Annotated in this window: 11 protein-coding genes; all 11 read right to left on the bottom strand. The window is 75.2% G+C overall.

Annotated features, from left to right (window positions below; genetic code table 11):
* Positions 1-232: flavodoxin-dependent (E)-4-hydroxy-3-methylbut-2-enyl-diphosphate synthase (locus LO771_RS27165; RefSeq protein ID WP_230747390.1), on the bottom strand; the 232-nt coding region annotated here is incomplete at its 3' end.
* A gap of 202 nt (positions 233-434) precedes the next feature.
* Complete coding sequence (hpnH, locus tag LO771_RS27170) at positions 435-1,463, bottom strand: adenosyl-hopene transferase HpnH (RefSeq protein WP_230747391.1); 1,029 nt, start codon at positions 1,461-1,463, stop codon at positions 435-437.
* Positions 1,464-1,465: 2 nt separating this feature from the next.
* Entirely contained in the window at positions 1,466-2,221 is a 756-nt protein-coding gene (locus LO771_RS27175) for a 1-hydroxy-2-methyl-2-butenyl 4-diphosphate reductase (RefSeq protein ID WP_230747392.1), read from the bottom strand.
* On the bottom strand, positions 2,218-4,401 hold the full coding sequence (gene shc, locus LO771_RS27180; protein WP_230747393.1) for a squalene--hopene cyclase: 2,184 nt from the start codon (positions 4,399-4,401) through the stop codon (positions 2,218-2,220). Before shc ends, LO771_RS27175 begins: the two co-directional genes overlap by 4 nt.
* A 7-nt stretch (positions 4,402-4,408) precedes the next feature.
* Positions 4,409-5,509 carry a polyprenyl synthetase family protein gene (locus tag LO771_RS27185; RefSeq protein WP_230747395.1) on the bottom strand — a complete coding sequence of 367 codons (1,101 nt, stop codon included), beginning with the start codon at positions 5,507-5,509 and terminating at the stop codon, positions 4,409-4,411.
* 128 nt (positions 5,510-5,637) lie between these two features.
* Complete coding sequence (locus LO771_RS27190; protein ID WP_230747396.1) at positions 5,638-7,230, bottom strand: FAD-dependent oxidoreductase; 1,593 nt, start codon at positions 7,228-7,230, stop codon at positions 5,638-5,640.
* Between the two features lie 112 nt (positions 7,231-7,342).
* Positions 7,343-8,200 (bottom strand): presqualene diphosphate synthase HpnD, encoded by an 858-nt coding sequence (gene hpnD, locus LO771_RS27195; protein WP_230747428.1) that lies wholly within the window; start codon positions 8,198-8,200, stop codon positions 7,343-7,345.
* A gap of 41 nt (positions 8,201-8,241) precedes the next feature.
* Entirely contained in the window at positions 8,242-9,258 is a 1,017-nt protein-coding gene (hpnC, locus tag LO771_RS27200; RefSeq protein ID WP_230747397.1) for a squalene synthase HpnC, read from the bottom strand.
* Positions 9,259-9,641: 383 nt separating this feature from the next.
* The gene (locus tag LO771_RS27205; protein ID WP_374228262.1) at positions 9,642-10,463 is read right to left on the bottom strand and encodes an ABC transporter ATP-binding protein; all 822 of its coding nucleotides are present in this window, start codon (positions 10,461-10,463) and stop codon (positions 9,642-9,644) included.
* Positions 10,456-11,358: an ABC transporter permease gene (locus LO771_RS27210; RefSeq protein ID WP_230747398.1), complete on the bottom strand. Its 903-nt coding sequence runs from the start codon at positions 11,356-11,358 to the stop codon at positions 10,456-10,458. The genes LO771_RS27205 and LO771_RS27210 overlap by 8 nt, the downstream gene beginning before the upstream one ends.
* Positions 11,359-11,494: 136 nt before the next feature.
* Complete coding sequence (locus tag LO771_RS27215) at positions 11,495-12,340, bottom strand: glycosyltransferase family 2 protein (protein WP_230747432.1); 846 nt, start codon at positions 12,338-12,340, stop codon at positions 11,495-11,497.
* Between the last annotated feature and the right edge of the window lie 24 nt (positions 12,341-12,364).

Below are 12,364 nucleotides of genomic sequence, written 5' to 3' on the forward strand. Positions count from 1 at the left end.
CGTCCTGCGAGGGCACCGCCACCCGCACGATCTGGCACCCCGCCGCGGTCAGCTGCGCGATCTGCTGCAGCGTGGCGTTGACGTCGGCCGTCACCGTCGTCGTCATCGACTGCACCGACACCGGCGCATCCCCGCCCACCGGCACACCCCCCACCATGATCTGCCGCGACCGGCGGCGGGTGGCGAGCGGCTGGAGCGGCACGGACGGCATACCGAGCGAGATCGCGGTCATCGGGTCCACCCTCACTGTGGCAGCGGGTCTGGGGCTCAGGACTGGGGCTCAGGACTGGAGGTCGGGGAGCGGGGTCCGGGGACGGGACGGCGGGCCCGGCGTGACGGGCCCGGGGCGGGGGCCGCCGCGAAGGGCGCCGGCCGGGCGGCGGGCGGCGGGTGCGGGGATCCGGTCCCCGCACCCGCGCCGCCGGGTGGGCGCCTCAGTGGCCGCGGTTGGCCATCACGGTCTCCTTGGCCGCCCGGATCGACTCCTTGAGCGACTCCATGGTGGCCAGGACGGCCGTGGGCTCGTAGCCGCAGTGCGCCATGCAGTTCTCGCACCGCGGGTCCCGGCCTCGGCCGTACTTGGACCAGTCGGTCTTCTCCACCAGTTCGCGGTAGGTGGGCACGTACCCGTCGGACATCAGGTAGCAGGGCCGCTGCCACCCGAAGAGCGAGTAGTTGGGGATGCCCCAGGCGGTGCACTCGAAGTCGACCTTGCCCTCCAGGAAGTCCAGGAAGAGCGGGCTCTGGTTGAGCCGCCAGCGGCGGCGGTTGCCGCCGGCGAACGCCTTCCGGAAGAGCTCCCGGGTCTGCTGGACACCGAGGAAGTGCTCCTGGACGGGCGCCTTCTCGTAGGCGTACCCCGGCGAGATCATCATCTCGTCGACCTGGAGCTCGTCGTTGAGGTAGTCCAGCACCTCGATGACGGTCTGCGGGGTGTCGGTGTTGAAGAAGGTGCTGTTGGTGGTGACGCGGAAGCCGCGGGCCTTGGCCTCCTTGATCGCCGCCACCGCCTCGTCGAAGGTGCCCTCCTTCGCGACCGAGGCGTCGTGGCGCTCGCGCAGGCCGTCGATGTGGACGGTGAAGGCGAAGTAGGGCGAGGGCGTGAACCGGTCCAGCTTCTTGCGCATCAGCAGGGCGTTGGTGCAGAGGAAGACGTACTTCCGCTTCTCCACCAGCTGGCGCACGATCTCGTCGATCTGCGGGTGCATCAGCGGCTCGCCGCCGGCGATGGAGACCATCGGCGCACCGGACTCCAGCACCGCGCCGACGGCCTGGGCGACCGGCATCCGCTGCTTGAGGACGCCCGCCGGGTGCTGGATCTTCCCGCACCCCTCGCAGGCGAGGTTGCAGGCGAACAGGGGTTCCAGCTCCACGAGGAGCGGGAACTTCTCGCGGCGCTTGAGGAGTTTCTGCTGGAGGAGGTACGTGCTGATCCGCGCGGTCTGGCGCAGCGGCATGGCCATGGCTAGCTCGCCTCCTGAGGGAGCGTCCGGAGAGGTGGGGTGTCGGTCGGTGCGGTGCGGTGCCAGGCGGTGAGGGCGGGCACGGCGGAGCGGAGCGCCCGCCAGGCGCGGAGGCCCCCGGTGAGCGTGCCCGGCCGCAGGAGCTCGTGCCGGGGCGTGTCGACGACGATGCGGACCGTCGCGTACGGCAGACCCGGCGCCGCCCGGCGGACGGCGTCCAGGACGGCTGCGGTCTCCATGTCGACGGCGGCGGCGCCGGCCTCGTGCAGGGCGCGGCGGGCGGCCGCGCCGTGCACCACGCCGTCGGCGGAGTGCAGCACGCCGGTGCGGACGGTCAGGCCGCGGGCGCGCAGGGCGTCGGCGAGGAGCGCGGAGGACGGGACCTCGATCGCGGTGCCCTCCCCGTCGCGCACCTCCTCCGCGACGAAGGCGTCGCCGGGCCGTGTCCCCGGGGCGGCCGCGGCGCAGAAGCCGGTGGCCACGACGGCGCCGTAGGCCCCGCCGGCCTCCAGCAGGGCGGTGACGACCCGCCGGGCGCGGTCCGGCCCCATGCCGGTGGCGGCGACCACGGCGCCGGGGGCCGGGACGCCGTCCCCGGCAGGGCGGCCGGCGGTCCAGTCCCCGCCGCGCAGCGCCCACCGCTCGGCGCCCAGGGCGCAGACGACGAGCAGCGGGGCGGCCGCGGCGGGACGGGGCACGGCGGGGGGTGCGGCTGCGGCCACGCCGTCGGGGCGGGTGCCGGAGGGGTCGGGTCTCACCGCTCGGTCACCGTCCCCGGGCCGCCCGCCGGCGCGTCGGCGGGCACCCGCGCCGGGCCTCCGGCTCCGCGGAGGGCGTGCCGCGCCGCGTCCGGGAGGGGGACGCCGTGCAGGTAGCGGCCGAGCGCGGTGACCGGGAAGACCAGCCGGTAGAGGTGGTAGTTGATGGAGAAGTCCCACGGGAAGCCGGTGCCCGTGAAGTGCGGCTCGTCCCAGGTGCCGGAGGGGAGCTGGGTGGCGGCCAGCCAGGCGGCGCCGCGGTCGACCGCCTCGCCGCGCTCCCCCGCCGAGAGCAGCGCCATCATCGCCCAGGCGGTCTGGGAGGCGGTGGACTCGCCGCGCCCGGACCAGTTCTCCGGGTCGTGGTAGGAGCGCATGTCCTCGCCCCATCCGCCGTCGGCGTTCTGGTGCTCCGTCAGCCAGCGCACGGCGCGCCGGATCGACGGGTGGGCGGTGGGGATGCCCGCGGCGACCAGCGCGGGGACGACCGATCCGGTCCCGTACACGTAGTTGGTGCCCCAGCGGCCGAACCAGGAGCCGTCGGTCTCCTGCTCGCGCAGCAGCCACTCCACGCCGCGCCGGGTGCGCGGGTCGCGGGCCCGGCCGACGTCGGCCAGCATCTCCACCATGTGGGCGGTGACGTCGGCGGACGGCGGGTCGACGACCTCGCCGAAGTCGCAGAACGGCAGCTTGTTGGGCAGGGTGCTGGTGTTGTCGACGTCGAAGGCGCCCCAGGCGCCGTTCTTCGACTGCATGCCGAGGCTCCAGGCGACGCCCCGGTCGACGGCGGCCCGGACCCGCTCCGGGTCGGGGTGGTCGACGCGGCCCAGCGCGAGCACCACCTCGGCGGTGTCGTCGACGTCGGGGTAGGTGTCGTTGTCGAACTCGAAGGCCCAGCCGCCGGGGGCGAGGCCGGGGCGCTGCACCGCCCAGTCGCCGCGCCGCCGGACCTCCTCGCCGAGCATCCAGTCGGCGGCCCGGACCAGCGCGGGGTGGTCGGCGGGCAGTCCCGCGTCGGCGAGGGCGATGGTGGCCAGGCAGGTGTCCCAGACCGGGGACTGGCATGCCTCCAGCCACCGCATGCCGTCCTCGGTGTGGACGGTGAAGCGGTCGAAGGCGGCGAGGCCGGCCCGCATCACCGGGTGGCCGAGGTCGTAGCCCTCCAGGTGGAGGGCGATCAGCGAGTACACGGCGGGCGGCTGGATGCCTCCCCAGCAGCCGTCGGCCTCCTGGCGCTCCACGATCCAGCGGGCGGCCTGGCCGAGGGCGAGCCGGCGGACCGGGCGGACCGGGCGGCGGTGGTAGGCGTGCAGGAGGCGGTCGAGGCGCTGGAAGAGGCCGTCCCAGGTGGTGGGGGCGGCGAACCGGGACCGGGGGTACGGGTCGCGCGGGTCGGTGTGCAGCTCGTCCAGGGCGAAGGGCGCGGGGCGGACCGGCCGGTGGGCGGAGACCACGGTGAGCGGCACGATGGTCTGCCGCGCCCAGCAGCCGAAGGAGTAGATGTTGAGCGGGACCCACCGGGGCAGGAACATGATCTCGGGGGGCAGCTCGGGCAGCAGGTCCCAGGGCCACCAGCCGAAGAGGGCCAGCCAGATGCGGGTGAAGACCCGGGTGGCGGCGATGCCGCCGTGGTCGCGGACCCAGGCCGAGGCCGCGGCCATGTGGGGGGCGTCGGGGGCGTCCCCGGCCAGGCGCAGGGCGACGTACGCCTCGACGGTGGTGGAGAGCTCGGGCGGTCCGTCGTGGAAGGTCGCCCAGGTGCCGTCCTCGCGCTGGCGGGAGCGGATCCAGGCGGCGGTGGCCCGGGTCTGCTCCTCGGTGCGGATGCCGAGGAACTGCCGGAGCAGCAGGTCCTCGGCGTCCATGGTGACGTTGGTCTCCAGGTCGCCCTTCCACCAGCCCTCCTCGCTCTGGAGTGCGAGGAGGTGGGCGGTGGCGCGCTCCAGCGCGGCGGCGGCCGCGGCGCGGGGGTCCGGGGGCTCCCCGTCCGGGGAATCGCCGTCCGGGGGGTCCCCGTCCGGCTGCTCCGCGCCCGCGCGCCCCCCGGGCCGCCCCTCCTCGGGAAGCGGCCCGTCGGGCCGCTTCCCGTGCCGCCTGCCGGGATCCGGCGGGGCGGTCCTCACCGCGGCCGGCTCGGGATCGTACTCGGGGTCGAGCCGGCCGTCCGCGGTTGTTGTCACCTTGGGTTCACCTCTCCCGTACGACGACGAATTCGGCGAGCGCGACGAAGTGCCCGCGCACCCCGTCCGGCATGGGGACCTCGTCCAGGGCGGCGAGGGCGGCCGCGTGCTGGCGGCGGGCCTCGTCCCGGGTCCAGGCGCGGCCGCCGGCCTCCTCGACCAGGGCGGCGCGGGCGGCGAGCTGCTCCTCGTCCTCGTGGCCGCGGCCCTCGGGGTCGGCGAGCAGCTCGGCGAGGCGGCGGGAGGCGCTGCCGCCCTCCGCGAGGGCCGCCGAGACCGGCAGCGACTTCTTGCGCTGGCGCAGGTCGCCCCAGTGCGGCTTGCCGGTGACCTCGGTGGCGCCCCAGATGCCGAGCAGGTCGTCCACCGCCTGGAAGGCGAGGCCGAGGTGGTGCCCGTACCGCTCCAGGGCGTCGGCGGTGCGGTCGTCGGCCCCGGCGAGGACGGCGCCGACGGAGGAGGCGCAGGCCAGCAGGGCGCCGGTCTTGTTGCCCTCCATCTCCAGGCACTCCTCGACGGTGACCCGGTCGCGGTGCTCGAAGGAGAGGTCCTGGGCCTGCCCGTCGATCAGCCGGCGGGTGGCGGCGGTGATCCGGCGCACCGCGCGGGCCGCGTCGGCGGCCTGCACGGCGGGGACGCCGTCGGCGGCGGGCCGCAGGGGGGCGTCCAGCAGGACCTCGGTGGCGAGGGCGAAGAGGGCGTCGCCCGCCAGGATGGCCTGGGCGGGTCCGAAGACGGTCCAGGCGGTGGCGCGGTGGCGGCGCGTCTCGTCACCGTCCATCAGGTCGTCGTGGAGCAGTGAGAAGTTGTGGACGAGCTCGACGGCGGCGCCGCCCGCGGCGCCGGTGGCGGGGTCGGCGCCGACGGCCTGGGCGGACAGCACGGCGAGCGCGGGCCGCACCGCCTTGCCGCCGTCCCCGGCGGCGGGCCTGCCGTCCCGGTCGATCCAGCCGAAGTGGTAGGCGGCGACGGTGTCCATGGGGGCGGCCAGCCGTGCGACGGCATCGCGCAGCAGCGGGGTGCACAGGGTGCGGCCGCGTTCCAGGAGGTCCGGTACCGACACCGCCGCCTCCGCTGCAGGCGTGTCGAGGCGTGTATCCACGCGCATTCCCTCTCCCTCGGGTGTGTGGTGCGCTGCGTTCGGGGGCGCCGCCTGGGGCGGCGCGGGGGCGGCGGTGCGTGACCGCCCCGGGTGGGGGGCCGGGACCGGCCCGGCCGGGGGCGCGGCGGGCCCGGTCACCGGGGCCACCCCCCTGGGGTGCGGGCCCCCGCGGGGGCGGGACGGGCGCCGAGCGCGGCCAGGGCCCCGTCGGCGGCGGTGTGGCCGCTGCGGACGGCGCCCTCCATGGTCGCGGGCCAGCCGGTGGCGGTCCACGCGCCGGCGAGCAGCAGGCCGGGGGTGCGGGTGCGGGCCTGCGGCCGCAGCCGCCCGCTCCCCGGGGCCGGGTCGAAGGTGGCGGCGCGCTCGCGGGTGACGAAGAAGTCCAGCACCTTCGCGCCGCGGGCCGCGGGCAGCAGCCGCTCCAGCTCGGGCAGGTAGCGGCGGCGCAGCTCGGCGACGGGCAGGTCGATCTCGTCGTGGGCGGCGGACTGCGAGAGCGCGACGTACTGGGCGCGCGGGTCCCGCTCGGCGAGCCCGGAGTGCCGGGTCCGGTCGAACACCCACTGGACGGGGGTCCCGAGCCCGGCGAGGAAGGGCGTCCGCAGCACCCGGCGGTCGTAGACGGCGTGCACGTTGAGGATCGGCGAGGTGCCCAGGCGCCGCAGGCGGTCCTGGTCCTCGACGGTGCCGGGCGGGAGGAGGCCGGCGGCGGCGTCCTGGGGGACGGCGAGGACGACGGCGTCCGCGTGCAGCAGCTCGCCGCCCGCGGGCAGGCCGTGGCCCTCGACCCGGACGGCGTGGCGGTCGTGACCGCGTTCCGTCAAACCGTGCGTGTCCGAACCATGGGGCGCAGGGTGCCCGCCGGCCGCCGCAGCCGCCCGCGGGCGGACCCCCTCCCCGCCGCCGGGCGCCGCGTGCGGCGCGGGACCCTCCGGGGCGGGACCGTCCGCCCCGGGGGCGGAGGACTTGAGGGCCGTCGCCCTGGCGCGGAGCAGGACCCGCACACCGCAGCGCCGCAGCGCGGCGAGGGCCGCGTCGTGGTGGATCTCGCCGAGCGGGACGTCCGCCCAGCCGATGTCGGAGGCGCCGGGCGCGGAGAGCAGGCCGGTTCTGAGGACCATGGCGGCGAGCGCCAGCGAGACCTGGTCGGCGCGGGCGTTGAGGGTCGCGACGCCGATGAGGTCCCAGAGCGCCTCCACGGCGCGCGGGGACTGCCCCTGCCGCCGCAGCCAGTCGCCGAAGGAGTGGGCGTCCAGCGCCGGGTCGGCGGGGTCGAGGCGGGCGAGGGCGAGGGTGGCGCGGACCACCCGCAGCCGCTCGGCGGCACCCAGGTGCGGGTACCGGGCCAGGCTGCCCGCGAGGTGCAGCGGCACCGGCAGCGCCGCCCGGCGGATCCGGCCCGGGCGGAGCGTTTCGCCGCCGCCGTCGCCGCCGCAGTCGAGGACCGGCACGTCCAGCCGCCGCTGGAGGGTGGTCAGGGAGGTCGCGCCGAGGCGGTCGAGCAGGCCGCGGTAGGCCGTGCAGCAGCGCAGGAAGACGTGCTGGCCGTTGTCGACGGTGAGGTCGCCGCGACGGAAGGAGAAGGCGAGGCCGCCGAGGCGCGGCCGCCCCTCGACGAGGGTGACCTCCGCCCCGGCCTCGGCCAGCCGGAGGGCGGCAGTGATGCCGGCCAGGCCGCCGCCGACGACCACCGCGGACGCCCGCCCGGGACGCACGGCTGTGCTCATCGCCCCTCCCCCCGGGTGCGGTCGCGGCCCGGGAGCCCCCGCACCGGTGCTGCTGTGGACGCGCCCGCCCGCCGGTGCGGTTCCGCGGCGGCGGCGGACTGCGTGGTTGCGGTCAAGAGCGGCCTCCGGCCAGGCCGGAGAGCGCCACGTACGCCTTCTCCCAGCCGGGGAGCGACACCCGGCCGCGGAGCACCGACGCCGGGTCCTCGGCGATGCGCCGGAGCAGGCGGTGGTAGATGCCGGCCATGGCGGCCGTGCAGGCGCGGCTGCGGCGGTCGAGCATCGGCAGCAACAGCAGGCCCTCCTCGAAGTACTGCTGGGCGCGGGCGGCCTGGAAGGCGACCAGCCCGGTGAAGTCCGCGCCCGGCGGGGGCTGCTCCGTGCCGAAGCCGTCCTCGCAGCCGAACCGGGCGAGGTCCTCGGCGGGCAGGTAGCTGCGGCCGTCCCCGGCGTCCTCGCGCAGGTCGCGCAGGATGTTGGTGAGCTGGAGGGCCAGGCCCAGGGTGTCGGCGTACTCGGCGCCGAGCTTGGGGTCGGTGCAGCCGAAGACGCCGAGGGACAGGCGCCCGATGGAGCCGGCGACGCAGCGGCAGTAGGTGCGCAGCTCGTCGAAGGTCGCGTAGTGCGTCCCGGCGAGGTCCATCTCCACGCCGTCGATCAGCTCGTCGAAGGCGTCGACCGGGACCGGGAAGCGGTCGGCGGCGTCCGCCAGCGCGACCTTGACCGGGTCGGTGTCGTCCTCGCGGACCTCGCCGGCCCGCACCTCGTCGAGGAGGGCGCGGGTGCGGCCGAGCAGCTCGGTCTTGCGCTCGGACGGGAGGTCGCCGTCGCCGATGTCGTCGACCCGGCGGGCGAGGGCGTAGATCGCGGACATGGCGAGCCGCTTGGGCTCCGGCAGCAGCCGGATGCCGTAGCCGAAGTTGCGCGCCTGCATGCCGGTGACTGCTTCGCAGTACCGGTAGGCCGCCATGACCTGCGCGGACGCCAGTGGTGATGCCGCCACCCGGGGGCTCACCTTCCCTTCACGTATGTGGCCGCCGCTTCCCTGAGGAGGCGGCCCTTGGCGGGTACGGGCGGCTCGGACAGGACGTCGTGCCCGGCGGCGGCGATGGCCCCCAGAGCGGCCCGGCCCCCGGCGGTGAAGCCGGCGAGCAGCAGCCTGAGCCGTCCCCGCACCGTACCTACCAGCGGTGATCCCCGGTCGAGCAGGGTCCCGGCCCGCTCGGCCTCGAAGGCGACCAGGGCGCGCACCCGGCCGCCCGCGGCGGTGGCGGCGAGGTCCTCCTCGGTCACGCCGAACCGGTCCAGGTCCTCCGCGGGCAGGTAGATCCTCCCCCTCGCACGGTCCTCCGCAACGTCCTGCAGGTGCTCGACCACCTGCAGTGCGCTGCAGACCGCGTCCGAGCGCTCCACCCGTTCGGGTGTGGAGACGCCGGCGATGGCCAGCACCAGCCGCCCGACCGGGTTGGCGGACAGCTCGCAGTAGCCCAGCAGGTCCTCGTAGGTGGCGTACCGCGTGGTGTGCTGGTCCACCCGGTTCGCCTGGATCAGGTTACGGAAGGGCTCGGCGCTGAGCCCGTGTTTTTCCACGGTCGGTACGAGCGCGCGCAGCAGCGGGTGGCGGGGCGGCTCCGCCCCGGGGCCGCCGGGCGCGGTGCCGGGGGCTCCGGGGCCGGGGGCCCCGGAGTGGCCGAAGACACGGTCGAGGTCGCGCTCCAGGCCGTCCAGCAGGGCGAGCCGGAAGGCGGTCTCCTCCTCGGTGGGCAGGCCGGAGCCGTCGGGGCGGAACCGGTCCGCGGGCGGCGGCGTGCCGACGCCGAGCACCTCCGCGTGGTGGCCGGGGCGCTCCAGGTCGCCGTCGCCGGCGTCGTCGACCAGCCGGGCGAACCCGTAGACCGCCATCAGGTCGTCCCGCCAGGCGGCGGGCAGGAAGAAGGGGGCGACGGGGAAGTTCTCCCGCGCCGCCTTGCCCAGCACCTCGCCGTCGGCGGGGGCGCCGGAGCCGGGGATGCGTGCGTCCGCGGTCACCGGCGACCGCCCGGTGGGCTCCCGGCACGTCGCGGCACCGGGCCGCGCGCCCTCTCGGAATGGGCCGAAGCCGCCACTGGCGTCACCCCCCCGTTCTACACCGATCTTGACGGCGTGCACACAGCGGACACGCCCTGACCCGGGGAGAGCACCCCCTCCGCCGCTCTTCTCCGGACCCCTCACTCTAGGACGAGGGACGGACAGCGGCACGGTGAGGGGGTGGCGCCGCGCCGGAGGCGGGCGGCCGCGGGGCGCGGGCGGGGAGGCGGGACGGGGGCGCGGACGGCGGCGGGGCCGGTGCCGCACACGCGGCGGGGGCCGGCGCCCGGGAGTGCGTCCCGGGCGCCGGCCCCCGTCGGCGGAAGGCCGTCAGGCGCCCGCGGTCAGCGCTTGTTCTCCTTCTCGTAGGCCTTGATCACCTCGTCGGTGGGCCCGTCCATGATGAGCTCGCCCTTCTCCAGCCAGATCACGCGGTTGCAGGTGTCGCGGATCGACTTGTTGTTGTGGCTCACCAGGAAGACCGTGCCGGCCTCCTTGCGCAGCTCGCGGATGCGCTCCTCGCTGCGGCGCTGGAACCGGGCGTCGCCGGTGGCCAGCGCCTCGTCGATCATCAGCACGTCGTGGCTCTTCGCCGCCGCGATGGAGAACCGCAGGCGGGCGGCCATGCCGGAGGAGTACGTGCGCATCGGCAGCGAGATGAAGTCGCCCTTCTCGTTGATGCCCGAGAAGTCGACGATGCTCTGGTAGCGCTCCCTGATCTCGTCCTGGGACATGCCCATGGCCAGACCGCCCAGGATGACGTTGCGCTCACCCGTGAGGTCGTTCATGAGGGCGGCGTTGACGCCCAGCAGCGAGGGCTGGCCGTGGGTGAAGACGGAGCCGCGCTCGGCGGGCAGCAGGCCGGCGACCGCCTTGAGCAGGGTCGACTTGCCGGAGCCGTTGGAGCCGATCAGGCCGATCGACTCGCCCTTGTAGGCGATGAACGACACGCCGCGCACGGCGTGCACCTCGCGGATCGAGGGCGCGCGGCGCTTGGAGACGATGCGGCTGAGCGCGGAGGTCGCGCTGCCCTTGCCGCTGCCGGCGCCGTGCACGCGGTAGACCACGTGCAGTCCGTCGACCACGACGGTGGGGATGTGCTGCTCGACCAGTCGGTCGGCGTCCGCGGTCCGCGCACCGGCGGTACCGGTCGTTGCCTCAGCCACGGCCGTACTCCTCCTCAGCCTTCCAGAAGTACACGAACCCGCCGAGGCCCACGACGACGGCCCAGCCGACGGCCCAGGCCCAGACGTGGGGCGGCAGGACGTCGCTGTGCACCGAGCCCAGGAGGGCGAAGCGCATCAGGTCGATGTAGACGGCGATGGGGTTGACGTCCAGCAGCGTCTTGGACCAGGCCGGCACGTGGATGTTGGCGATGTTGAACATGACGCCGGAGGCGTACATCCAGGTCCGCAGGATGAACGGCATCAGCTGCGCGGTGTCGGTGACCTTGGCCCCGACCCGGGCGAGCGCCAGCGCCAGGCCCGCGTTGAAGACGAACTGCAGGATCAGGATCGGCAGCACCAGCGCCCAGGAGGCCATCGGCAGGTTCGCGAAGAGCACGATGCCGAGCAGCACGATCATCGAGAAGAGCAGCTGCTGGAGCTGGATGATCGTGAAGGAGATGGGCAGGCAGGCCCGCGGGAAGTGCAGCGCCCGCACCAGGCCGAGGTTGTCCGCGATCGACCGGGTGCCCGCCATCACCGCGTTCTGGGTGAAGGTGAAGATGAACACACCGATGCAGAGGAACTGCACGAAGTGCGGGGTGTGCTTGCCCGTCTGCAGCAGGATGCCGAAGATCAGGTAGTAGACCGCGCAGTTGAGCAGCGGGGTCATCACCTGCCACAGCTGTCCCAGCTTCGCCTTGGTGTACATCGCGGTCAGCCGCGCCGTGGCGTACGCCACGATGAAGTGGCGCCGCGACCAGAGCTGCCGGACGTAGGCCGGCAGGCTCGGACGGGCGCCGCTCACCGAGAGGCCGTACTTGGCGGCGAGCTGCGCAGGGCTCAGCCCCTGGTCGGGGCCTCCCGCCACCGCTGCGGGGCGGATGTGCTCACTCACTGTTGACACTTTCGTCCTATGCGAGATCGGCAGGTCCGGCTTCCGTTCAACGGGCGCTCCCCTGCAGTCGTGCCGTTGCTGCTGCAACGGGGATCTTCGCGGGCCCCGGTCCGCAGGTCAAATGAGGACCGGACGATCAGATCACCGGCGGCCGGCCCAGCCGGGTCAGCCGCCACACCGTACGCCAGCGCATGGGCCTGCGGGGGCCGCAGGGTGTCCGCCACCCCTCCCGGAATCCTCCCACCCACGCCCGCAGCGCCGCGCGGGAGGGGCGGCGCGCCAGGGTGAGCAGGATCCAGGTGCCGAGGTACGCCGGGACCAGCAGGGCGGGGAGGTTCCGGCGGGCCAGCCACACCCGGTTGCGGGCCACCATACGGTGGTACACCGCGTGCCTGCTGGGCAGGGTGAGCGGGTGGTTCAGGACGATGTCCGCCCGGTAGTCGATCGACCAGCCCGCGTCCAGCGCCCGCCAGGCCAGGTCGGTCTCCTCGTGGGCGTAGAAGAACTCGCCGGGGAGCTGCCCCGCCTGCGCGAAGACGGTGCTGCGGACCGCGCAGGCACCGCCCAGGAAGGTGGTGACCCGGGAGGAGCGCAGCGGGTCGGAGGCCCGCAGCCGCGGCACGTGGCGGCGCTGGGTGGTGCCGGTCTCCGGGTCGGCGATCCGGAAGGAGACGATGCCGAGGCCCGGGTCGGCGGTGAACGCCTCGCGGAGCTTCTCGGCGGCGTCGTCGCCGGGCAGCAGGCCGTCGTCGTCGAGGAAGAGCACCGCGTCGACGTCGCGGCCGTCCTTCCCGAACGCCTCGATGCCGACGTTGCGGCCCGCCGGGATGCCGAGGTTCTCGTCCAGCTCGATGCCGCGGACGCCCTGCGGCAGCGGGGGCAGCGGGGCGCCGTTGCCGACGACGACGAGCTCGACGGCGGGGCCGCGCTGCTTGGCCACCGACTCCAGCAGGGCGTTGAGCTCCGCCGGGCGGTTGCCCATGGTGAGCACCACGGCGCCCAGCCG

The organism is Streptacidiphilus sp. ASG 303 (assembly GCF_020991365.1).
Classification (GTDB): domain Bacteria; phylum Actinomycetota; class Actinomycetes; order Streptomycetales; family Streptomycetaceae; genus Peterkaempfera.